We start from the raw sequence: 22,949 nt of genomic DNA, 5'->3' as shown, positions 1-22,949 counted from the left end.
GTGATATGGCTGAATTAAGGTAGAAAGAGGCGAATGCCTTTTATAATTAGGTGAAAAACATGAATGACGCACTTGATGAAATTGACCGGGCGATCCTCACTTGCCTGACTCAGGATGCCAGAGTCTCGCTAAAGGTATTGAGCGCGCGAGTGGGGCTGACCTCGCCGAGCACGGCCGAGCGGGTGAAGCGCCTGGAGGAGCGGGGCGTCATTCAGGGCTATGGGGCGCGGGTGAATCTCGCCGCGCTGGGCTACAGCCTGCAGGCGCTGGTGCGGGTCCGGCCGCTGCCTGGGCTGCTGCAGAAGGTGGATAAATATATCCAGGCGATGCCGGAATGCATTGAAAGTGACAAAGTGACCGGGGAAGATTGTTTCGTGATGCGCCTCGTGGTGCGCGATATTGCCCAGCTGGATACCCTGCTGGACGGTCTGGCCGAGTATGCGCAGTGTAACACCTCGGTGGTGAAAAGCTCGCCGGTAAAAAGGCGGTTGCCACCGCTGTGAGTTTTCCCGGAGACGGTGCTGCGCACCTGTCCGGGCTACCAAACGGCACCACCTGTAGCCTCGCTAAGCGAAGCGCGAGCGAGGAGGTAGCAGTACAACCCGTAGGGCAGAATATAGCGTGTAGCCTCGCTAAGCGAAGCGCGAGCGAGGAGATAGCAGTACAGGTGGTTGCAGAGAGCGCGAGAATGGTGGGGGAAGGATAACTCGGCGCTAAAGCGCCTCGCCCTTCGGGCCGTTGCCTGCGGCAACGTTCTCTCGCTACGCTCGAGTCGAACCTTAGTCGAAGCTTCTCATCCTTCCCCGTGGAGTAGAATATAGCGTGTAGCCTCGCTAAGCGAAGCGCGAGCGAGGAGATAGCAGCACAGGTGGCTGAAGAGAGTGCAACAGTAGTGGGGGAAGGATAACTCGTCGCTATCGCTCCTCGCCCTTCGGGCCGTTGCCTGCGGCAACGTTCTCTCGCTACGCTTGAGTCGAACCTTAGTCGAAGCTTCTCATCCTTCCCCGTAGGGCAGAATATAGAATATCGTAGGTAGATTAAGCTGGACATGACATGGGGAGATGGTGGTGGGGGAAGGATTCGAACCTTCGAAGTCGATGACGGCAGATTTACAGTCTGCTCCCTTTGGCCGCTCGGGAACCCCACCAGGGGTAAAATCACATTGTAGGCTATTCAGCAAAATGAATGGTGGTGGGGGAAGGATAACTCGTCGCTATCGCTCCTCGCCCTTCGGGCCGTTACCTGTGGCAACGTTCTCTCGCTGGCACTCGAGTCGAACCTTAGTCGAAGGTTCTTACCCTTCCCGCTAAGTGCAAACATCGTTTACGCTTGTCGGGGAAACCATATCACTGTAGTGAATAATGGTGGTGGGGGAAGGATTCGAACCTTCGAAGTCGATGACGGCAGATTTACAGTCTGCTCCCTTTGGCCGCTCGGGAACCCCACCACGGGGTAATGCTTTGTACTGGCCCGCTTCCTTCTCGGGAAGCGGGGCGCATCATACCAAATGATGCGCCCCTGTAAAGCATTCGTTTGACAAAAATAAACTGGTTGCCTGATTTTTACGCGTAACGCCGTAAAGCTAACCAATTCATTTCTCAGTCGATTAAAGAATAATCGTCCGGTTACCGTAAACGAAGACGCGCTGCGCCAGTACCTGATACAGCGCCCGGCTCAAGACGTTTTTCTCAACATCGCGCCCAGCGCGCATCATATCTTCTGCGGTATAGGTATGATCGACGTGAATCACGTCCTGCATGATGATTGGGCCTTCATCCAGATTGTCATTCACGTAGTGGGCGGTGGCGCCAATGATCTTCACGCCGCGCTCATAGGCCTGATGATAGGGACGGGCACCGATAAACGCCGGTAAAAACGAATGGTGAATATTGATGATCTTGTTCGGGAAGCGGGCGACAAACTCCGGGGTGAGGACGCGCATATACTTGGCCAGTACCACGTAATCCGGATCGTGGGCTGCAATGGCATCTCCCATCTGCTTGTCGTGTTCTTCGCGGCTTAACCCTTCGTGGCTGACCAGCTCAAACGGAATACCAAAGCGCTCTACCAGCGGGCGCAACGTGTCATGGTTGCCGATAATCGCGGCGATGTCGACATCCAGTCCGCCGTAGTTGGCTTTCATCAGCAGGTCGCCGAGGCAGTGCGCCTCTTTCGTCACCAGAATGACCACGCGGCGACGGCCTGCCGGATTCAGTTCGCGGATAGAGCCTTCCGGCAGGGCGCTGTCGAGATCGGCCAGCAGAATAGCGTCGTTAAAAATGCCTTCCAGTTCGGTGCGCATAAAGAAACGACCGGTACGGTGGTCAACAAATTCATTGTTCTGCACAATGTTGAGTTCATGCTTGTAGCAGATATTGGTGATACGCGCGATGAGGCCTTTCTGATCAGGGCAAATAGTGCGTAGTACTTTACGTTGTAATGAATGCATCGCGAGGAAAATCCTGTAGTGTTTGCTAGCGCTACGGCAGCGTTACTGGCCGCAGCATTTTTTAAATTTTTTACCTGAGCCGCAAGGGCAGGGGTCATTACGACCAATCAGCGGTCGTGTCCCGTCGATATAGTACCACTGTCCATTTTCTTTTAAGAATCTGGAACGTTCAATAATGGCGCCCGGACGGTTATTGTCATTAAAGCGGGCGACAAAGCTGACAAAGCCTTCATGTGGTGCTCGCCCTTCATCACTGGCGAACAGGGTTAAGCCAAGCCATTCGGTCTGGCTAAACCCCTTCTCCAGTTCGGCGCGAAACGCCTGTGCCTGACAGGACGGATGCCAGGTTTTAATCAGATAGTCGGCGTCTTTCATGACGAACGCGCTATAGCGGGAGCGCATAAGCTGTGACGGGCCTGGCGCAAGCTCTGCGCCGCACAGATATCGCTGGCAACATGAGCTATACTCCAGTGCGCTGCCACAGGGGCATAATTGCGACAAGACTGCCTCCATGGAAGAAAGAGTTACGGCGCTTCAACGCCAAAGGTGTTTATGTTAACTGAGCCGTGACAATGTTGCCACGCTCAGAGTGGAAGGATAGTTATCAGTAATAATGAGAAAGCTTAAAATTGGTCTGGCGTTAGGGGCGGGAGCTGCCCGAGGATGGTCGCACATTGGCGTCATCAATGCCCTCCGTCAGGCTGGTATCGAGATTGATATCGTCGCGGGGTGCTCTATCGGTTCGCTGGTAGGGGCGGCGTATGCCTGCAACCGGCTCCCGGCGCTCGAGTCATGGATCTGCTCATTTAGCAACTGGGATGTCCTGAAGCTGATGGACCTCTCCTGGCGACGTGGGGGTCTGCTGCGCGGTGAAAAGGTATTTAACCATTACCGTCGCATCATGCCGGTGACCGATATCGAACGCTGCGAACGTCGGTTTGCTGCCGTCGCGACCAATTTAAGCACCGGCCGGGAACTGTGGTTTACTGAAGGCGACCTGCACTTAGCCGTTCGAGCCTCCTGCAGTATGCCAGGATTGATGGCGCCGGTAAGGCATAATGGTTACTGGCTGGTCGATGGCGCGGTGGTCAACCCGGTTCCCGTGTCGCTGACGCGGGCAATGGGGGCCGATATCGTGATTGCCGTTGACCTGCAACATGATGCCCATCTCATGCAGCAAGATTTATTCTCCCTCGAAACGCCGCGGCCGGAAGCCGAAGAGAAGGAGGGTCCATGGCATACTCGTCTGCGCGCGCGGTTGACGCAAATGAGCTCCCGTCGTACGGCCGTGACGCCGACGGCGATGGAGATCATGACCACGTCTATCCAGGTTCTGGAGAACCGTCTTAAACGCAACCGCATGGCGGGTGACCCGCCGGATATCCTGCTGCAGCCATACTGTCCGCAAGTGTCGACGCTCGACTTCCATCGCGCAGGAGAGGCGATTGCCGCGGGCCATTTGGCCGTGGAAAAGAAAATGGATGAACTATTACCCTTAGTGCGTACAGCGGTTTGACGTACAAGTACCTGACTTAAGTAAAATCTGACAGGCGATAGTGAGAATAGCGTGCCACTATTGAATTATCGTCAGCCAGGGGAGATATCATGACGCAGCCATTGGCGGGGAAACAGATTCTGATAGTTGAAGACGAACCCGTTTTCCGCTCACTCTTGCATGGATGGCTGACCTCGCTGGGAGCAACAACCTGGCTGGCGGAAGATGGCATGGATGCCCTGCATAAAATGACCGAGGTGCGTCCAGACCTGATGATTTGCGACATCTCAATGCCGAGAATGAACGGTCTGGAACTGGTCGAGACGCTGCGTAACCGCGGCGAGCAGCTGCCGATTCTGATGATTTCCGCCACCGAAAACATGGCGGATATTGCCAAAGCGTTACGGCTGGGCGTCCAGGATGTGCTGTTAAAACCGGTGAAAGATTTCGATCGCCTGCGTGAAACCGTTTATGCCTGCCTGTATCCCGCGATGTTTAGTTCACGTGTGGAAGAGGAAGAGCGTTTATTTGAGGACTGGGACGCGCTGGTCAGTAATCCGACCGCCGCGTCGAGGCTACTGCAGGAGCTGCAACCTCCAGTGCAACAGGAAATGTCGCATTGCCGCATTCATTATCGACAGCTGGTGTCAGCGGATAAGCCGGGGTTGGTGCTCGATATTGCGCCGCTCTCGGAAAATGATTTGGCTTTCTATTGTCTGGATGTCACACGAGCAGGGGATAATGGCGTGCTGGCGGCATTATTACTGCGCGCGTTGTTCAATAGTCTGCTGCAGGAGCAACTGGCGCATCAGGGGCAACGGCTACCTGAAATGGGGAGTTTGTTAAAACAGGTCAATCAGTTGCTGCGTCAGGCGAATCTTCCCGGTCAGTTCCCTTTGCTGGTGGGTTATTACCACAGCGGTTTGAAAAATTTAATTCTGGTGTCAGCAGGCCTCAATGGCACGTTGAATACCGGTGAGCATCAAATTCAGATAAGTAATGGCGTTCCTTTAGGGACGCTGGGTGATGCCTATCTTAATCAAATTAGCCAGCGCTGCGCCTCATGGCAGTGCCAAATTTGGGGGGCCGGAGGGCGTTTACGCTTAATGTTGTCTGCGGAATGAGCAATTGCGTTTATATCTAAGCAGACGGCATTACCCGTAGCCCTTTACTGGTGGTACCATCGAGCAGTTTTATGCGTAAAAGTCCTAATTCGAGGCTATCGGAACCTTTTCAGACCAGTGAATACGCGGTTGGCTGATATACTCGACACGTTATTTGTAACGAGAAGTTTAAAAAACAAACAGTCCAGGAGATTTCAATGGCTGCCCTTAATTCTAAAGTCAGAAAAGCGGTTATCCCGGTTGCGGGATTAGGCACCAGGATGCTGCCTGCCACCAAAGCGATTCCAAAAGAAATGCTGCCGCTGGTAGATAAGCCGTTAATTCAGTACGTTGTTAATGAATGTATCGCTGCAGGAATTACTGAAATTGTTCTGGTAACGCACTCGTCGAAAAACTCTATCGAAAACCATTTCGATACCAGTTTTGAGCTGGAAGCGATGCTGGAAAAACGTGTAAAACGCCAGCTTCTGGAAGAAGTGCAGTCTATTTGCCCGCCGCACGTGACAATTATGCAGGTTCGCCAGGGCCTGGCGAAAGGCCTTGGTCACGCGGTACTTTGTGCTCATCCGGTAGTGGGTGATGAGCCGGTGGCGGTTATTCTGCCAGACGTTATTCTGGATGAGTTTGAGTCCGATCTGAGCCGCGATAACCTCGCGGAGATGATCTCTCGCTTTGATGAGACCGGCGCCAGCCAGATTATGGTTGAGCCTGTCGCGGATGTGACCGCGTATGGCGTGGTCGATTGTAAAGGTGAATCCCTGAAGCCGGGCGAAAGCGTGCCGATGGTGGGCGTGGTCGAGAAGCCAAAAGCTGACGTTGCGCCGTCTAACCTGGCGGTAGTAGGGCGTTATGTCCTCAGTGCAGATATTTGGCCGCTGCTGGCGAAGACCCCTCCGGGCGCCGGTGATGAAATTCAGCTGACTGACGCAATTGATATGCTGATCGAGAAAGAGACGGTTGAAGCTTATCATATGAAAGGCAAGAGCCATGACTGCGGCAATAAGCTCGGCTACATGCAGGCATTTGTCGAATATGGCATTCGCCACAAGACGCTTGGTGAAGATTTTAAAGCCTGGCTGGAAACCGCGGTGACGAAGTAATCCGCAGTGCTATTGAAAGCCTGAAACCGGGAGCGCGTCAGCGACTCCCGGTTTTTGTTTGTCGAGCCTGAGGGCAAAAAAAATCCCGCCGGAGCGGGATTTTTAATATTGCGACAACGGAGATTAGATCAGGAAATCGTCCAGTGATTTACCTTGTTCGTCCATTGCTTTTTTGATCACCGCAGGAGTACGGCCCTGGCCAGTCCAGGTTTTGGTTTCGCCGTTTTCGTCTACATAGCTATATTTAGCCGGACGTGCAGCACGCTTAGTTTTGGTACCGGCTTTAACGGCAGCCATGGTGCTCAGCAGTTCATTCGGGTCAATACCGTCAGCAATCAGCATTTCACGGTATTGCTGCAGCTTACGCGTACGTTCTTCAATTTCTGCCGCGGCGGCGTTTTCTTCTTCACGGCGCTCGTTAACAACGACTTCTAATTTTTCCAGCATTTCTTCGAGCGTTTCAAGGGTGCATTCTCTTGCCTGCGCACGAAGAGTACGGATGTTGTTCAAAATTTTAAGTGCTTCGCTCATTGTAGTAATCTCAAACTTATATTGTGGGGTGGTTTGTTGAACTAATAATAGAGCGATAAAATGCGTTGTGCAATAGGGGAGAATGTAAGGAATTCAAAATTACTGGTTATTTGTCGCGGGAATTAATTAATTTAAGTTAAAATTCTCGTGCTGCTTCACATCTTTCCTCCTTATAGCCATGAGCGGAAGGCTGGCTAAAACACTGAGACCGTATGCTTTTTCTGAGGTTCGGTGAGAAAAATTATCCTTTACATGGGTAAATAACCCTCGTCAGTATTAGCGCATTTTTGGTTACGCGCCTTAATATAAAACAATGCGCAAGACCGCTTATAGCCCATGGGTACTGGCCCTATAAGCACGAAAAGACAATGGTTACCGCGCTGATAGCGTAACGGGGCGTACAAATAATGGCCCTGTAAATTCAATTCATCCTCTTAACCCTTTCTGTATCCGGGCCCTTCAGCGCCGCGACAATACCCCTGCTGAAAGGGCGGCTGTACGCATAAAATATGGTACAATCGCCGCCGCGATAAAACACTTTGATTGGGGTCACGCAGCCGATGGCACAACTTTATTTCTACTACTCTGCAATGAATGCAGGTAAGTCGACCGCTCTGTTGCAATCTTCGTACAATTACCAGGAGCGGGGGATGCGTACCGTCGTTTATACCGCTGAGATAGATGACCGCTTTGGCGCTGGAAAAGTCAGCTCGCGTATCGGTCTCTCCTCGCCGGCCCGGTTGTATAATCCGCAGACGTCACTCTTTAACGATATTGCGGCAGAGCACAAGCTCAAGCCGATTCACTGCGTGCTGGTGGACGAAAGCCAGTTTCTGACGCGCGAACAGGTTCATGAGCTGTCCGAAGTTGTCGATACGCTGGATATTCCGGTGCTTTGCTATGGACTGCGGACGGATTTTCGCGGCGAGCTCTTTACCGGAAGCCAGTATTTACTGGCGTGGTCCGATAAGCTGGTGGAGCTGAAAACCATCTGCTTCTGCGGGCGTAAGGCCAGCATGGTGCTACGTCTCGATCAAGAGGGGCGACCTTATAATGAAGGCGAGCAGGTCGTCATCGGCGGCAATGAGCGGTATGTCTCCGTCTGTCGTAAGCATTATAAAGAGGCGCTGAGCGTGGGTTCTTTAACCCAGGTACAAAACCAGCGTCACTCCTGCTGAGCCGCTCAGAAGCTCGTACAGGCGCCTGTGGGCGCCTTTTTTATATCCAGGAAGCCTTGTGCTCAGGGATGGCTACAGGCAGGCATAAAAAAAGCCCCGTCATCTGACGGGGCTTGCAGAGCGTTTACGGCTGTTGATTAAGCGGATTTCTTCGCTTTTTTCTCAGCTTTCACTGGAGCAGCTTCGGTTTTCGCAGCAGTTTCGCCTTCGACGAATTCGCGGCCGTAGTAGGTATCCAGCAGAATCTGTTTCAGCTCGGAGATCAGCGGGTAGCGCGGGTTAGCGCCGGTGCACTGGTCATCGAATGCATCTTCAGACAGCTTATCAACGTTGGCCAGGAAGTCAGCTTCCTGAACGCCAGCTTCGCGGATAGATTTCGGAATACCCAGCTCAGCTTTGATGCTTTCCAGCCATGCCAGCAGTTTCTCGATTTTCGCTGCGGTGCGGTCGCCCGGTGCGGAGAGACCCAGGTGATCGGCGATTTCAGCGTAGCGACGACGAGCCTGCGGACGGTCGTACTGGCTGAACGCGGTCTGCTTGGTCGGGTTGTCATTCGCGTTGTAGCGGATAACGTTGCAGATCAGCAAGGCGTTGGCCAGACCGTGCGGAATATGGAACTGGGAGCCCAGTTTGTGCGCCATGGAGTGACACACCCCGAGGAAGGCGTTCGCAAACGCGATACCGGCGATAGTCGCAGCACTGTGTACGCGCTCACGGGCAACCGGGTTCTTGGAACCTTCGTGGTAGGAAGCCGGCAGGTACTCTTTCAGCAGTTTCAGTGCCTGCAGAGCCTGGCCGTCAGAGAACTCAGAAGCCAGCACGGAAACGTAAGCTTCCAGGGCGTGAGTCACGGCATCCAGACCACCGAACGCACACAGCGATTTCGGCATATCCATCACCAGGTTGGCATCGACGATAGCCATATCTGGGGTCAGCGCGTAGTCTGCCAGCGGATATTTCTGACCGGTCGCGTCATCGGTCACCACGGCGAACGGAGTGACTTCAGAACCGGTACCGGAAGTGGTAGTGATCGCCACCATCTTGGCTTTGACGCCCATTTTCGGGAACTTGTAGATACGTTTACGGATATCCATAAAGCGCAGCGCCAGTTCTTCGAAGTGGGTTTCCGGGTGCTCGTACATGACCCACATGATTTTCGCCGCATCCATCGGGGAACCGCCGCCCAGCGCGATGATGACGTCTGGTTTGAAGGAGTTCGCCAGATCGGCACCTTTACGTACGATGGTCAGGGTTGGGTCAGCTTCAACTTCGAAGAAGACTTCGGTTTCAACACCCGCTGCTTTCAGTACGGAAGTGATCTGATCGGCATAGCCGTTGTTGAACAGGAAGCGGTCAGTCACGATCAGCGCGCGTTTGTGACCATCAGTAATCACTTCATCCAGTGCGATAGGCAGAGAGCCACGACGGAAGTAGATAGATTTCGGAAGTTTATGCCACAACATGTTTTCAGCTCGCTTAGCAACGGTTTTCTTGTTGATCAGGTGTTTCGGACCAACGTTTTCAGAGATGGAGTTACCACCCCAGGAACCACAACCCAGAGTCAGGGAAGGCGCGAGTTTGAAGTTGTACAGGTCACCGATACCACCCTGAGAAGCCGGGGTGTTGATCAGGATACGTGCGGTTTTCATCATCTGGCCGAAGTAAGCCACGCGAGCCGGCTGGTTGTCCTGGTCGGTGTACAAGCAAGAGGTATGACCGATACCGCCCATGGCGACCAGTTTTTCCGCTTTGATCACTGCGTCTTCGAAATCTTTCGCACGATACATCGCCAGTGTCGGAGACAGTTTTTCGTGAGCAAACGGTTCGCTTTCGTCAACGTTAGTGACTTCGCCAATCAGGATCTTAGTCGTAGCAGGAACGGTGAAGCCTGCCAGTTCAGCGATTTTTGCCGCTGGCTGACCAACGATAGCGGCGTTCAGCGCGCCATTTTTCAGGATGATGTCCTGAACCGCTTTCAGCTCTTTCCCCTGCAGCAGGTAGCCGCCGTGGCTGGCGAAACGTTCGCGAACTGCGTCATACACTGAATCAACGACAACAACGGACTGCTCAGAAGCACAGATAACGCCGTTATCGAAGGTTTTAGACATCAGCACGGAAGCAACAGCGCGTTTGATGTCAGCCGTTTCATCAATGACCACCGGGGTATTACCGGCACCAACGCCGATAGCTGGTTTACCGGAGCTGTACGCCGCTTTCACCATGCCTGGACCACCGGTCGCAAGGATCAGGTTGATGTCCGGGTGATGCATCAGCGCGTTAGACAGTTCTACGGACGGCTGATCGATCCAGCCGATCAGGTCTTTCGGCGCGCCAGCAGCAATGGCAGCCTGCAGTACGATGTCAGCCGCTTTGTTGGTGGCTTCTTTAGCACGCGGATGCGGGGAGAAAATGATGGCGTTACGTGTCTTCAGGCTGATGAGCGATTTGAAGATGGCTGTTGAAGTCGGGTTCGTGGTCGGTACGATACCGCAGATGATGCCGATAGGTTCAGCGATAGTGATGGTACCAAAGGTGTCGTCTTCTGACAGGACGCCACAGGTTTTTTCGTCTTTATATGCGTTGTAAATGTATTCGGAAGCGAAGTGGTTTTTGATTACTTTGTCTTCAACGATACCCATGCCGGATTCGGCAACGGCCATTTTGGCGAGAGGGATTCGAGCATCTGCAGCGGCCAGAGCGGCGGCGCGGAAGATTTTGTCGACTTGTTCTTGAGTGAAACTGGCATATTCACGCTGGGCTTTCTTTACACGCTCAACAAGCGCGTTCAGTTCAGCGATATTAGTAACAGCCATAATGCTCTCCTGATAATGTTAAACTTTTTTAGTAAATCAGTCGCTCGATTCGACATTATAGACAGGCTGTTAACAGCTTGCATGTAAATGTTTATGTAGAAAAATCAGGACACTGTTTTACCGATTTACTAAAAAAGCTTTATCTCTTTAACTTTCAGGTACTGCTGCCTTCCACTCTGTTGGTGTCATCAAGATTACTCACTTCTGAGTACAAAATACGTGATTTAGATCAAGTATTGGCGTGGCTGATACCTTTCAGCTGGCTGCTTTTTAACCGGTTCGATCAAGTGTAATAGAAGGGTTTTGAAATTAAAAAAACGATTAGCATTAAAGTTACAAATAACTAACATTCGATACATATCAACGGGTTATGCATATTTATAATGAATATTGCATGCAAAAAGCGTATGTTTCGCGCAGTTATTTTATGCTGTTAATAGTCAACCGCCAATTTTGATGATGCTGCGGAGCCCATTGTGACTCAACCACTGTTCGATTTTGCTACCTATTTCAAGTTTTTCATTGGCTTATTTGCCCTGGTCAACCCGGTTGGCATCATTCCGGTGTTCATCAGTATGACCAGCTACCAACCGGCAGCGGTACGCAACAAGACCAACCTGACCGCAAACCTGTCGGTGGCGATCATCCTCCTGACGTCGTTGTTTCTCGGCGATGGCATTCTGCAGATTTTTGGCATCTCGATTGATTCCTTCCGCATTGCCGGCGGCATCCTGGTGGTCACCATTGCGATGTCGATGATCAGCGGCAAGCTCGGCGAAGATAAGCAGAACAAGCAGGAGAAGTCGGAGACGGCGGTCCGGGAGAGCATCGGCGTCGTGCCTCTCGCGCTCCCTTTAATGGCCGGACCGGGGGCAATCAGTTCAACCATCGTCTGGGGTACCCGATATCATTCCTGGATGCACCTGGTCGGGTTCTCACTGGCGATAGCGGTATTCGCTCTCTGCTGCTGGGGCATTTTCCGAATGGCGCCGTGGCTGGTTCGTCTGCTGGGGCAGACGGGAATCAACGTCATCACCCGTATCATGGGCTTGTTGCTGATGGCCCTGGGGATCGAATTTATCGTAACCGGTATTAAAGCGCTGTTCCCCGGACTGCTTAATTAGTGGAACACCATGCAAGCGTGGAGGCTTCACTTCGCGCTTGCGCGATTATTAGCAAAACCTATTAACCAGCGCGAGATCGGCTGTTGAGATAACGTTTTGCGATAATATCTGTAATTTCATATTTTTCATTAAGATATCTGTTTTTGTTCATTGTTTTCCGCTCACGCTCTTCCTTCCTGTGATGTTATTTTCCTCACATCATTCTCTGGCACTTGCTGTCGGATCATCGAAATGATATTAGTAATTTTAACAAGGCTGTAGATGAATGTGCTAAAAAGTAACCTGTTGTTAAATTTTTGTACAAAAAAGCATCTTTCAAGCAATGCTCGGTTCGCCAGACGATAAAGTAATCATATCGTTATGATTAATAATGATATTTTTTTATCACTGGTTCGCGGAAACCTTAAGCATCGCGATCAGCATCAGCAATAAAAGAGAATCCGGTAACATATTTGCAAATTGCATTGGCGGAGGTGTTTACCTTTTGGTACTTTCCGCCGTTATCGTCAGCTGAATTATGTGCGTAAATGAGAATCATTTTTAATAATCTCACTGCGCCGGAACTGCCCTCCAGCGAGGGGGAACGAATCGACGTTAAGACTGCCGTTCGAGCGGTCGTAATAAATAAGTCGGTGATAGCAATCTGCCAATCGCAAACGCTCCTGCGTTGGACAGATCCCCTTAAACGGGAAAAAAACAGGCTGGTTAAAAAACCAGTAATTATAATGACTGGAGTTACAACACAATGACCATCATCACTAAAAAACGTTTGATCGCCGCGGGAGTGCTATCCGCACTCATTGCCGGCAATATGGCTATGGCAGCGGATGTCCCGGCCGGTGTGCAGCTGTCGGATAAGCAAACGCTGGTACGAAATAGCGGCGCTGAGCCGCAATCGCTGGACCCGAATAAAATTGAAGGGGTACCCGAGGCCAATATTAGCCGCGACCTCTTCGAAGGGTTGCTGAATACTTCGCCGAAAGATGGCCACCCGATCCCTGGCGTAGCAGAGAGCTGGGATAATAAAGATTTTAAAGTCTGGACCTTCCATCTGCGTAAAGATGCGAAATGGTCTAACGGCGAGCCGGTTACCGCCCAGGACTTCGTATACAGCTGGCAGCGTCTGGTGGACCCGAAAACAGCGTCTCCTTATGCCAGCTATCCGCAATATGGTCATATCCTTAACGTCGACGAAATCATTGACGGCAAGAAAGCCCCGAGCGAACTGGGTGTAAAAGCCATTGACGACCACACGCTGGAAGTCACCCTCAGTGAGCCAGTCCCTTATTTTTATAAGCTGCTGGTTAACCCGGCGATGTCTCCTGTCTACAAACCGGCCATTGAAAAATTTGGCGAGAAATGGACACAGCCTGGCAATATCGTCACCAACGGTGCCTACACGCTGAAAGACTGGGTGGTCAACGAACGTATCGTGATGGAGCGCAACCCGCACTACTGGGATAATGCTAAAACCGTCATTAACACCGTCACCTGGCTGCCGACCTCTTCTGAAGTGACCTATGTTAACCGCTATCGCAGCGGTGAACTGGACATGACTTATAACCAACTGCCGATCGAACTCTTCCAGAAGCTGAAAAAAGAGATCCCGAACGAGCTGCATGTTGACCCGTATCTGTGTACCTATTATTACGAAATCAACAACCAGAAAGCGCCGTTTACCGACGTACGCGTCCGTACCGCGCTGAAGCTGGGTCTGGATCGCGACATTATTGCTAACAAGGTGAAAGGACAGGGCGATCTGCCGGCCTACGGCTACACACCGCCTTACACCGATGGCGCGAAGCTGAGCGAGCCGGAATGGTTCACCTGGTCGCAGGAAAAACGTAACGAAGAAGCGAAGAAACTGCTGGCCGAAGCCGGTTACACCGCGGATAAACCGTTAACCTTTAACCTGCTGTATAACACCTCCGATTTGCACAAGAAGCTGGCGATTGCCGCCGCCTCGCTGTGGCGTAAAAACCTGGGCATTGACGTGAAGCTGGTTAACCAGGAGTGGAAAACGTTCCTCGATACCCGTCACCAGGGCACCTATGACGTGGCACGCGCGGGCTGGTGCGCCGACTATAACGAGCCAACTTCCTTCCTGAACACCATGCTCTCTGACAGCTCAATGAACACTGCGCACTATAAGAGCCCGGCGTTCGACAAGATTATGGCTGAATCCGTAAAAGCGTCTGATGAAGCGCAGCGTACGGCAGCCTATGCGAAAGCGGAACAGCAGCTGGATAAAGACAGCGCGATTGTACCGGTCTATTACTACGTCAACGCCCGCCTGGTGAAACCGTGGGTAGGGGGCTATACCGGTAAAGACCCGATGGATAACGTCTATACCAAAGATCTCTACGTTATCAAACATTAATGGCAATACGTGGAGCGGGCCTGTGCTCGCTCCATCGTGTCTTATTTGAGAGCAGTGCAAAGGCACACGCCAGAAGGTACGGGCAATGTTAAAATTTATCTTTCGTCGCTGTCTGGAAGCGATTCCGACACTATTTATTCTTATTACCATCTCATTCTTCATGATGCGTCTGGCGCCGGGAAGTCCTTTTACCGGGGAGCGCACCCTGCCGCCGGAAGTCATGGCGAATATTGAAGCAAAATACCATTTAAACGACCCTATCATGACGCAGTACTTCAATTATCTGAAGCAGCTGGCGCATGGCGATTTTGGTCCCTCTTTTAAATACAAAGATTATTCGGTCAACGATCTGGTGGCTGCCAGCTTCCCGGTTTCTGCGAAACTGGGCTTCGCCGCCTTTTTACTGGCGGTGGTGATCGGCGTCGCCGCCGGGGTGATAGCCGCCCTGAAGCAAAACACCCGATGGGACTACGCGGTGATGGGGGTAGCCATGACCGGCGTGGTTATTCCGAGCTTTGTGGTCGCGCCGCTGCTGGTGATGATCTTTGCCATTACCCTGCACTGGCTGCCGGGGGGCGGCTGGAACGGGGGAGCGCTGAAGTTTATGATCCTGCCGATGGTGGCGCTTTCTCTGGCCTATATTGCCAGCATCGCGCGTATTACCCGCGGCTCGATGATTGAAGTGCTGCACTCTAACTTTATCCGCACCGCGCGGGCAAAAGGGCTGCCGATGCGCCGCATTATTTTGCGCCATGCGCTGAAGCCGGCGCTGCTGCCGGTGCTCTCCTATATGGGGCCAGCTTTTGTGGGCATCATCACGGGCTCAATGGTCATTGAAACCATTTACGGCCTGCCGGGGATCGGTCAGCTGTTCGTTAACGGGGCGCTTAACCGCGACTACTCGCTGGTGCTGAGCCTGACGATCCTCGTTGGCGCCCTGACTATCCTGTTCAACGCCATCGTTGACGTGCTGTACGCCGTTATCGATCCGAAGATTCGCTACTGAAGCCGGAGTTCGCCATGATGTTAAGTAAGAAAAATAGCGAGGCGCTGGAAAACTTCAGTGAGAAGCTGGAAGTGGAGGGGCGTAGCCTCTGGCAGGATGCGCGTCGCCGCTTTATGCATAACCGCGCCGCGGTGACCAGCCTGATCATGCTGGTGCTTATTGCGCTGTTTGTCACCCTTGCGCCGATGGTGTCGTCGTTCTCCTACTTCGATACCGACTGGGGCATGATGTCCAACGCGCCGGATATGGCTTCAGGCCACTACTTCGGGACCGACTCCTCCGGGCGCGACCTGCTGGTGCGTGTGGCGATCGGCGGGCGTATTTCGCTGATGGTCGGGGTGGCGGCGGCGCTGGTGGCGGTGATCCTCGGCACGCTGTACGGTTCGCTTTCCGGTTATCTCGGCGGCAAAGTGGATTCGGTGATGATGCGTCTGCTGGAGATCCTCAACTCCTTCCCGTTTATGTTCTTTGTTATCCTGCTGGTCACCTTTTTTGGTCAGAATATCCTGTTAATCTTCGTCGCCATCGGCATGGTTTCCTGGCTGGATATGGCCCGTATCGTTCGCGGACAAACCTTGAGCCTGAAGCGCAAAGAGTTTATCGAAGCCGCGCAGGTCGGTGGGGTCTCCACGGCCAGCATCGTGCTGCGCCATATCGTCCCCAACGTACTGGGGGTGGTGGTAGTGTATGCCTCGCTGCTGGTCCCCAGCATGATCCTCTTCGAATCCTTCCTCAGCTTCCTCGGGCTGGGAACCCAGGAGCCGCTCAGCAGCTGGGGAGCATTGCTCAGCGATGGCGCCAACTCAATGGAGGTCTCGCCCTGGCTGCTGCTGTTCCCGGCGGGTTTCCTGGTGGTGACCCTGTTCTGTTTCAACTTTATCGGCGATGGTCTGCGTGATGCCCTCGACCCGAAAGACCGCTAAGGAGCGCTGCCATGACCATGATTGAAACGGCAAAGGCGCCGCAAGCGCAGAGTCACAGCGGCCTGCTGCTGGACGTGAAAGATCTTCGCGTCACCTTTAAAACGCCGGATGGCGATGTCACCGCCGTCAATGACCTGAACTTCACCCTGCAGGCGGGCGAGACGCTCGGCATTGTGGGGGAATCTGGCTCCGGTAAATCGCAAACCGCCTTCGCCCTGATGGGACTGCTGGCGGCCAACGGTCGTATCGGGGGCTCCGCCACCTTTAACGGCCGGCAGATCCTCAATTTGCCCGAACGCGAGCTGAACAAACTGCGCGCCGAGCAAATCTCGATGATTTTCCAGGACCCGATGACGTCCCTCAATCCGTATATGCGGGTGGGCGAGCAGTTAATGGAAGTCCTGATGCTGCACAAAGGGCTGAGTAAAGCCGAAGCCTTTGAAGAGTCGGTGAAGATGCTCGACGCGGTAAAAATGCCGGAAGCGCGCAAGCGTATGAAGATGTTTCCGCACGAATTCTCCGGCGGGATGCGCCAGCGCGTGATGATTGCCATGGCGCTGCTGTGCCGGCCCCGGCTGCTGATAGCGGATGAACCCACTACTGCGCTGGACGTCACCGTGCAGGCGCAGATCATGACGCTGTTGAATGAGCTTAAACGCGAATTTAATACGGCCATCATCATGATCACCCACGACCTCGGAGTGGTGGCCGGGATCTGCGATAAAGTGCTGGTGATGTATGCCGGGCGCACCATGGAGTACGGTCAGGCGCGCGATGTCTTCTATCAGCCGTCGCATCCATACTCTATTGGCCTGTTGAATGCGGTTCCACGTCTGGATGCCGAAGGCGATGCGTTGTTAACCATCCCTGGCAACCCGCCAAACCTGCTGCGATTGCCGAAAGGCTGCCCATTCCAGCCGCGCTGTCCGCACGCAATGGAGCAGTGCAGCAGCGCACCGCCGCTGGAGTCGTTCGCGCCAGGCCGCCTGCGCGCCTGCTTTAAACCGGTGGGGGATCTGCTATGAACGCCGTAACTGAACAACGAAAAGTTCTGCTCGAGATTGCCGACCTGAAGGTGCATTTCGATATCAAAGATGGCAAGCAGTGGTTCTGGCAGCCGTCGAAAACGCTGAAAGCGGTGGATGGCGTGACGCTGCGTCTCTATGAGGGGGAAACCCTGGGGGTAGTAGGGGAGTCAGGCTGCGGCAAATCGACCTTCGCCCGCGCCATTATTGGCCTGGTGAAAGCGACCGATGGCAAAGTGGCCTGGCTTGGGAAAGATCTGCTGGGCATGAAGCAGGAAGAGTGGCGCGACGTGCGCAGTGATATCCAGATGATCTTCCAGGATCCGCTGGCCTCGCTGAACCCACGCATGACCATCGGGGAGATTATCGCTGAACCACTGCGCACCTATCATCCGAAGATGTCGCGTCAGGAAGTTCGCGATCGCGTCAAAGCGATGATGATGAAGGTCGGGTTGCTGCCCAACCTGATCAACCGCTATCCGCACGAGTTCTCCGGCGGTCAGTGCCAGCGTATTGGCATCGCGCGGGCGCTGATCTTAGAGCCGAAGCTGATTATCTGCGATGAGCCAGTATCTGCGCTTGACGTGTCGATTCAGGCTCAGGTGGTCAACCTGCTGCAGCAGCTGCAGCGTGAAATGGGGCTGTCACTGATATTTATCGCCCACGATCTGGCGGTGGTTAAACATATCTCCGATCGCGTCCTGGTGATGTATCTGGGCCATGCGGTGGAACTGGGCACCTACGACGAGGTGTACCATAATCCGCTGCATCCTTATACCAAAGCGCTGATGTCGGCGGTACCGATCCCCGATCCTGATCTCGAGAAAGCGAAAACTATTCAGCTGCTGGAGGGCGAATTACCCTCGCCAATTAACCCGCCGTCGGGCTGCGTGTTCCGCACCCGCTGCCCGCTCGCCGGGCCAGAGTGTGCGAAAACCCGCCCGGTACTGGAGGGCAGTTTCCGCCATGCGGTTTCCTGCCTTAAGGTAGACCCGTTATAATCTCAGGGGCTGACGCAGGTCAGCCCTTTTTTTTGCGAGGTTAACGAAGTGGGTATGCTTTCTGCCGCTCGTCTGCGGCTTTATCATTTACTTTTTGATCAGAACCGACGTTCCGGCCGCCGCTTCGAAGGGCTGTGCGGACTTTTCGCCTTGCTCAGCGTGCTGGTGATTTTTATCGAGTCGGGGCTGGGCACGCAATATCATCTGACATTAGATGAATGGCATATTTTCGTCTGGCTGGAGCTGCTGGTGACCGCGGTTTTTACCGTGGAGTACCTGCTGCGTATCGCCACCTGGCCCAATCCGCTCCACTATATTTTCAGCTTTTGGGGGCTGATTGACCTGGCGACGATTTTACCGCTGTATGTGATGTGGCTGTGGCCGGAGATTAGCCTGAATTATGTTTTTGCCTGGCGAGCAATGCGGGCGATCCGCGCGCTGCGTATTCTCAAACTGTTGCGTTTTATGCCTTCGCTCAACGTATTCTGGCGGGCAATCGTCAGTGCGCGCCACCAGCTGATTCTGTTTTATTCGTTTATCGCCATTGTGATGGTGATTTTCGGCTCGCTAATGTATTTGATTGAGGGGCCGGAATACGGCTTTACGACGCTCAACGCCTCGGTCTATTGGGCCATCGTGACCATCACTACCGTCGGCTATGGCGATATCACCCCGCATACCCCACTGGGCCGCATTCTGGCGTCGATCCTCATCCTGATCGGCTACTCCATTATCGCGATACCGACCGGGCTTATCACTACCCATATGACCAGCGCCCTGAATCGTCGGCGTCAGCGTCGCCTGTGTCCGCAATGTCAGCAGGGCGACCATGACGATAACGCCCGTTTTTGTCACGCCTGCGGCCATGCGTTGCCGAAATAAGCTGATAGCATAAAAAAAGCCTGCCGGGAGGATCGCGGCAGGCTTTTCACTGGCTGGTGAGCGTTACTCACGCCACAGAATATGACACAGCTTATGATCTTTTTCGCGGCACAGCAGAACACGGGCGAAAATGTCATTGATTTCCCCGCCATCGGTATCCGCCAGGCCAATCACCACTTCGGCGAAGAAATCCGGATTCAGATCGTAATCCACATGCTCTTCCCAGTCTGCTGCCGGGTCGAACAGCTCGGCGCCCCCGCGCTCTTCAAACTGCAGGTTAAACAGAATGATGTCCGCGGGGTCGAGGTTGTCGGCCGCCAGCTCGAGGAAGATATCGTAAGCCTGCTCAAGCGTTTCGTCTTCGGTCAGGCGGTTGTTTAAATCCATATCCATGATTGCTACTCATTCGGTATCTGATGGGCACGTTTTACAGCAACGGGCTGAAGAAGTAAAACAGTCGCTCGACGATCCGCTGCCAGAGCGGTCGTTTTAGCCAACGACGGGCGTCAAGCAGGCGCGAACGTGAGATATAGTCATCCTGGACCGCCGCCAGATCGCTGCCGAAACCGGCGTCATCAATGACCAGCGTAATCTCAAAATTGAGCCACAGGCTGCGCATATCCAGATTCACCGTTCCCACCAGGCTGAGTTCGCCATCCACCAGCACGCTCTTGGTATGCAACAGTCCGCCTTCAAACTGATAAATTTTGACCCCGGCTGCCAGCAGCTCGGTGAAAAAGGCCCGGCTGGCCCAGCCCACCAGCAGTGAATCGTTCTTGCGCGGTAAAATAATACTCACGTCGACGCCGCGCTGGGCGGCGGTACAGATCGCGTGCAGCAGGTCGTCGCTGGGCACGAAGTAGGGCGTCGTCATGATCAGATGCTCTTTCGCCGCGTAGGCGGCGGTGAGGAGCGCCTGATGGATCAGATCTTCCGGAAAGCCCGGGCCGGAGGCGATCGTGTGGATGGTATGCCCGCTGGCCTCTTCGAACGGCATGATATTGACGTCCGGTGGCGGCGGCAGAATGCGCTTTCCGGTTTCGATTTCCCAGTCGCAGGAGTAGACGATGCCCATCGAGGTCGCCACCGGGCCTTCCATCCGCGCCATCAGGTCAATCCACTGGCCGACCCCCGAGTCTTGCTTAAAGTAGCGCGGATCGACCATATTCATGCTGCCGGTATAGGCAATATAGTTATCGATCATCACCATTTTGCGATGTTGACGCAAATCCATCCGGCGCAGGAACACACGCATCAGGTTAACTTTGAGGGCCTCGACGACCTCAATACCGGCGTTACGCATCATCGCCGCCCACGGGCTGCGGAAAAAGGCCACGCTGCCCGCAGAGTCGAGCATTAACCGACAGTGAACCCCGCGACGGGCGGCGGCCATCAGCGATTCGGCGACGCTGTCGGCCATACCGCCTGGCTGCCAGATATAAAAGACCATCTCGATATTGTGGCGGGCCAGCTGAATATCGCGGATCAGGGCCTGCATCACGTCGTCAGATTCCGTCAGCAGCTGCAGCTGGTTGCCTTTCACCCCGCCAATCCCCTGACGCCGTTCGCATAGCTTGAACAGGGATTCGGCCACCGGGCTGTTATCTTCCGCGAAGATATGTTTGCAGGCTTTGAGATCGTTTAACCACTTGGCCGTCGAGGGCCACATCGCTCTGGCGCGTTCCGCCCGGCGTTTGCCGAGATGCAGTTCACCAAAGGAGAGATAGGCGATAATTCCCACCAGCGGCAGGATATAAATGATCAGCAACCATGCCATGGCGGACGGGACAGCGCGGCGTTTCATTAGTATTCGTAATGTTACACCGGCGATCAACAGCCAGTACCCCAGAATGACCAGCCAGTTCACCACCGTGTAAAAGGTTGTCATAGATGTAAAATCCTTTTGAATGACGTTATGTGATGAGTTTACGCATCAGTATTTTTCTGGCAAATAAAAACGCAGCAAAAGCGGTAGTCAGTTGCCGGCAGAGGTTTATAATGGAGGCTATTTTCACTCGTAGAGTCGTTGCAATGAAGCGTAGTAGAACGGAAGTAGGGCGCTGGCGCATGCTGAGACAGGTGAATCGCCGTAAAGCGCGCTGGCTGGAAGCCCAATCGCGCCGCAATATGCGGATCCTTGCTATCAGGAAGGGACTGGTGAAACGGCAGCGTCATGCTCTGCTGTTTGTCTTCCCCGACTGTTAAGTGAGCAGATTAACGGCACCGTGAGCGGTGCCGTTGTCGTTTTCTCAATTCTGCGCTGAATTCCCTTTTATCTTCGCCATCTTTTATCTTCGCCATATTGAAATCTTTGTGTTGTCATGCAGCGATGCAACGACAGACTGAACCTGGCTTGATTTCACGTCTCATTGAAATAGGCATGCTATGCACGCCACGTTATTCCGGGCCGTTTCTTTCAGACTGAACCTATCCCTGGCGCCACAGGAATTAATCGGCATGCAGCATTTATTGTTACCCAGACGGGTGCGGCGTTGTCGAACGCATGTCACCCCAGACCAGCAGATGCAACCTGATGTAAGTTGAGGGGAATAATGAAACAGGCGCTGTCAGGAAATCGCGCTTGAGGCTAAATGAACCCCACCGGAGCTGAAATAATCTGCGCCAGTGTTTCCCTTTCAGGATGGCGGTCTGGATAACGCGCCTGAATAAAATGCACGCTATTACGCGTGCGTTAATTTATTTTGCATATGCTTCAGTAGATAACGTGATGGTCACGTTATCACTCACCGCTGGCACATACTTATCAAGCTTGAAGTCTGAACGTTTGATTACACCCGTCGCATCAAAGCCAATAGCCTCTTTTTTCACCATCGGATGCATGTCCTGCTTATTCAGGGTTGCATGCAGTACTACCGGTTTGGTGATGCCTTTAATGGTCAGGTTACCTTCAACATCATATTTATTTCCGCCTTTGCTTTCCACTTTGGTACTCTGGAAAGTGGCCTCTGGGAACGTTTTGACATCGAAGTATTCTTTGCCTAAAAATTCATCGGTTAACGCTTTGACATGCGTGTCAATGGTTTTTACCGGCAGAGTAACGTTAACAGAAGATTTTTCAGGGTTTTCTTTGTCAAAAGACAATTTTCCTGAAACATCAGAGATATAGGCTGTTGGGTTAGAGAAGCCGAAATGGTTCCAGGCAATAACAACCGACGTGTGCTGCGGATCCAGGTTATATTCTGTCGCCGCGGCTTGTGAAACAGGGATATATAAGGCAAGCAGAGAAAGAAATGCTGTTTTTTTCAAAACGTTCACAAAAAGCTCCTTACATGGGTCAGGTACGAAAATAGTAGCCCAAAAAAATGAAGCGTTTATTGAAAACATTTGTTATTCCCTTTCAAAATTTTTAATCAATTACGAATACCCCTACAATAACCCTGCGTGAACTTTACGCAAAGAAATTAATAGAATTTAAAAAATGATCATCTGCAACTTTTACCTTATGGCGTTATTTTTATTGGCCAATGTCAGCGTATTATGTGTGCCTTTATCATTCGGGTGCTGCAATTTTGGGGGCCGTGAAATCACTGCGTTCCTGAATGTAGGAAGCTTGTCTAAGCCCGGTGCAATACCTTTCGAAAACCAGAGGATAATCCGTATTTACCCTATGGATTAATATCGATCAGGAAAAAGTGACCCGCATCGATATGCGTATCCAGTCAATTTCAAAAAAAAGAGTAATAACCATGATTTAATCTGTTAGCTGATTTAATGTTCATGTTAGACATGAAAATTCAATATATTGTTCTGCATTATCCATCGGTTATAGTTGTTTCCGTTTCATTGTATTTGGCGTTTTTTTTGCTATATCACGCCAGGCCTGCATAAAAAACAATCAACAAATAAATAAAATACAAGATCTTACATAACGGACTTACACAATCTATTAACAATTCA

Annotated in this window: 22 protein-coding genes, 2 tRNA genes and 3 other RNA genes; 14 read left to right on the top strand and 13 right to left on the bottom strand. The window is 52.7% G+C overall.

From position 1 onward, the window contains the following. Positions 1–59 precede the first annotated feature (59 nt). Positions 60–503, top strand: coding sequence for an Lrp/AsnC family transcriptional regulator (locus tag CWM54_RS08090; protein ID WP_100680535.1), 444 nt, complete (start codon positions 60–62; stop codon positions 501–503). 183 nt (positions 504–686) lie between these two features. Here CWM54_RS08090 and CWM54_RS08085 read toward each other — a convergent pair. The 7 genes from CWM54_RS08085 to CWM54_RS08055 form a co-directional block, all read right to left on the bottom strand. Continuing rightward, positions 687–818, bottom strand: a non-coding RNA gene (locus tag CWM54_RS08085) — RtT sRNA. A 69-nt stretch (positions 819–887) separates the two neighbouring features. Continuing rightward, positions 888–1,019: non-coding RNA, RtT sRNA (locus CWM54_RS08080), on the bottom strand. A gap of 43 nt (positions 1,020–1,062) precedes the next feature. Further along, a tRNA-Tyr gene (locus CWM54_RS08075) sits at positions 1,063–1,147 on the bottom strand. 39 nt (positions 1,148–1,186) lie between these two features. Further along, positions 1,187–1,319, bottom strand: a non-coding RNA gene (locus tag CWM54_RS08070) — RtT sRNA. 43 nt (positions 1,320–1,362) lie between these two features. Next, positions 1,363–1,447: transfer RNA gene (locus CWM54_RS08065), tRNA-Tyr, on the bottom strand. A gap of 159 nt (positions 1,448–1,606) precedes the next feature. Continuing rightward, positions 1,607–2,449, bottom strand: a complete 843-nt coding sequence (purU, locus tag CWM54_RS08060) for a formyltetrahydrofolate deformylase (protein ID WP_061154201.1) — start codon at positions 2,447–2,449, stop codon at positions 1,607–1,609. Between the two features lie 42 nt (positions 2,450–2,491). Next, positions 2,492–2,950, bottom strand: coding sequence for a YchJ family protein (locus CWM54_RS08055; RefSeq protein ID WP_061154202.1), 459 nt, complete (start codon positions 2,948–2,950; stop codon positions 2,492–2,494). 112 nt (positions 2,951–3,062) lie between these two features. Here CWM54_RS08055 and rssA point away from each other — a divergent pair, with 112 nt between their 5' ends. The 3 genes from rssA (at position 3,063) to galU (ending at position 6,168) form a co-directional block, all read left to right on the top strand. Continuing rightward, positions 3,063–3,965 carry a patatin-like phospholipase RssA gene (gene rssA, locus CWM54_RS08050; RefSeq protein WP_061154203.1) on the top strand — a complete coding sequence of 301 codons (903 nt, stop codon included), beginning with the start codon at positions 3,063–3,065 and terminating at the stop codon, positions 3,963–3,965. An 89-nt stretch (positions 3,966–4,054) separates the two neighbouring features. Then, positions 4,055–5,068, top strand: coding sequence for a two-component system response regulator RssB (gene rssB / locus CWM54_RS08045; protein WP_061154204.1), 1,014 nt, complete (start codon positions 4,055–4,057; stop codon positions 5,066–5,068). 197 nt (positions 5,069–5,265) lie between these two features. Further along, positions 5,266–6,168, top strand: coding sequence for a UTP--glucose-1-phosphate uridylyltransferase GalU (gene galU / locus CWM54_RS08040; RefSeq protein ID WP_061154205.1), 903 nt, complete (start codon positions 5,266–5,268; stop codon positions 6,166–6,168). 123 nt (positions 6,169–6,291) lie between these two features. Here the strand turns inward: galU and hns are convergent, their stop codons facing one another. Together hns and CWM54_RS28470 are read right to left on the bottom strand one after the other, a co-directional pair. Further along, positions 6,292–6,699: a histone-like nucleoid-structuring protein H-NS gene (gene hns, locus CWM54_RS08035; RefSeq protein ID WP_002910103.1), complete on the bottom strand. Its 408-nt coding sequence runs from the start codon at positions 6,697–6,699 to the stop codon at positions 6,292–6,294. 421 nt (positions 6,700–7,120) lie between these two features. After that, the gene (locus CWM54_RS28470) at positions 7,121–7,252 is read right to left on the bottom strand and encodes a hypothetical protein (protein WP_165785899.1); all 132 of its coding nucleotides are present in this window, start codon (positions 7,250–7,252) and stop codon (positions 7,121–7,123) included. Between the two features lie 7 nt (positions 7,253–7,259). Between CWM54_RS28470 and tdk the strand changes: the two genes are divergently transcribed. Then, positions 7,260–7,877 carry a thymidine kinase gene (gene tdk, locus CWM54_RS08030; RefSeq protein WP_061156354.1) on the top strand — a complete coding sequence of 206 codons (618 nt, stop codon included), beginning with the start codon at positions 7,260–7,262 and terminating at the stop codon, positions 7,875–7,877. 137 nt (positions 7,878–8,014) lie between these two features. Here the strand turns inward: tdk and adhE are convergent, their stop codons facing one another. After that, entirely contained in the window at positions 8,015–10,690 is a 2,676-nt protein-coding gene (gene adhE, locus CWM54_RS08025) for a bifunctional acetaldehyde-CoA/alcohol dehydrogenase (RefSeq protein ID WP_074385535.1), read from the bottom strand. A 77-nt stretch (positions 10,691–10,767) separates the two neighbouring features. Here adhE and CWM54_RS08020 point away from each other — a divergent pair, with 77 nt between their 5' ends. From CWM54_RS08020 to CWM54_RS07985, 8 genes are all read left to right on the top strand, one after another. Next, the gene (locus tag CWM54_RS08020; protein WP_071839070.1) at positions 10,768–10,983 is read left to right on the top strand and encodes a hypothetical protein; all 216 of its coding nucleotides are present in this window, start codon (positions 10,768–10,770) and stop codon (positions 10,981–10,983) included. Between the two features lie 183 nt (positions 10,984–11,166). Then, positions 11,167–11,814 carry a YchE family NAAT transporter gene (locus CWM54_RS08015; RefSeq protein ID WP_061154207.1) on the top strand — a complete coding sequence of 216 codons (648 nt, stop codon included), beginning with the start codon at positions 11,167–11,169 and terminating at the stop codon, positions 11,812–11,814. 745 nt (positions 11,815–12,559) lie between these two features. Further along, positions 12,560–14,194 (top strand): oligopeptide ABC transporter substrate-binding protein OppA, encoded by a 1,635-nt coding sequence (gene oppA / locus CWM54_RS08010; protein ID WP_074385536.1) that lies wholly within the window; start codon positions 12,560–12,562, stop codon positions 14,192–14,194. Between the two features lie 85 nt (positions 14,195–14,279). Then, a complete protein-coding gene (gene oppB, locus CWM54_RS08005; RefSeq protein WP_061154209.1) occupies positions 14,280–15,200 on the top strand; it encodes an oligopeptide ABC transporter permease OppB in 921 nt (306 codons plus the stop codon). Between the two features lie 14 nt (positions 15,201–15,214). Beyond that, entirely contained in the window at positions 15,215–16,123 is a 909-nt protein-coding gene (gene oppC / locus CWM54_RS08000; protein ID WP_061154210.1) for an oligopeptide ABC transporter permease OppC, read from the top strand. An 11-nt stretch (positions 16,124–16,134) separates the two neighbouring features. Further along, positions 16,135–17,148 carry an ABC transporter ATP-binding protein gene (locus tag CWM54_RS07995; RefSeq protein ID WP_004151853.1) on the top strand — a complete coding sequence of 338 codons (1,014 nt, stop codon included), beginning with the start codon at positions 16,135–16,137 and terminating at the stop codon, positions 17,146–17,148. Further along, positions 17,145–18,149 (top strand): murein tripeptide/oligopeptide ABC transporter ATP-binding protein OppF, encoded by a 1,005-nt coding sequence (gene oppF, locus CWM54_RS07990; protein ID WP_008804414.1) that lies wholly within the window; start codon positions 17,145–17,147, stop codon positions 18,147–18,149. Before CWM54_RS07995 ends, oppF begins: the two co-directional genes overlap by 4 nt. Before the next feature lie 54 nt (positions 18,150–18,203). Next, the gene (locus tag CWM54_RS07985) at positions 18,204–19,031 is read left to right on the top strand and encodes an ion transporter (RefSeq protein ID WP_012541359.1); all 828 of its coding nucleotides are present in this window, start codon (positions 18,204–18,206) and stop codon (positions 19,029–19,031) included. Positions 19,032–19,094: 63 nt separating this feature from the next. Here the strand turns inward: CWM54_RS07985 and CWM54_RS07980 are convergent, their stop codons facing one another. After that, positions 19,095–19,424, bottom strand: a complete 330-nt coding sequence (locus CWM54_RS07980; RefSeq protein WP_061154212.1) for an HI1450 family dsDNA-mimic protein — start codon at positions 19,422–19,424, stop codon at positions 19,095–19,097. A 34-nt stretch (positions 19,425–19,458) separates the two neighbouring features. Beyond that, positions 19,459–20,919: a cardiolipin synthase gene (gene cls, locus CWM54_RS07975; RefSeq protein WP_008804416.1), complete on the bottom strand. Its 1,461-nt coding sequence runs from the start codon at positions 20,917–20,919 to the stop codon at positions 19,459–19,461. A gap of 143 nt (positions 20,920–21,062) precedes the next feature. Here cls and CWM54_RS28050 point away from each other — a divergent pair, with 143 nt between their 5' ends. After that, positions 21,063–21,236: a YciY family protein gene (locus CWM54_RS28050; protein ID WP_123235798.1), complete on the top strand. Its 174-nt coding sequence runs from the start codon at positions 21,063–21,065 to the stop codon at positions 21,234–21,236. 492 nt (positions 21,237–21,728) lie between these two features. Here CWM54_RS28050 and CWM54_RS07965 read toward each other — a convergent pair whose 3' ends face one another. Next, positions 21,729–22,376, bottom strand: coding sequence for a YceI family protein (locus tag CWM54_RS07965; RefSeq protein ID WP_162677339.1), 648 nt, complete (start codon positions 22,374–22,376; stop codon positions 21,729–21,731). Positions 22,377–22,949 lie beyond the last annotated feature (573 nt).

Origin of the sequence: Klebsiella sp. D-Nf1 (genome assembly GCF_002810515.1) — a bacterium.
Classification (GTDB): Bacteria; Pseudomonadota; Gammaproteobacteria; order Enterobacterales; family Enterobacteriaceae; genus Klebsiella; species Klebsiella variicola.
Note: the sequence above shows the minus strand (reverse complement) of the source record. Positions and strands in the feature narration are given on the sequence as shown.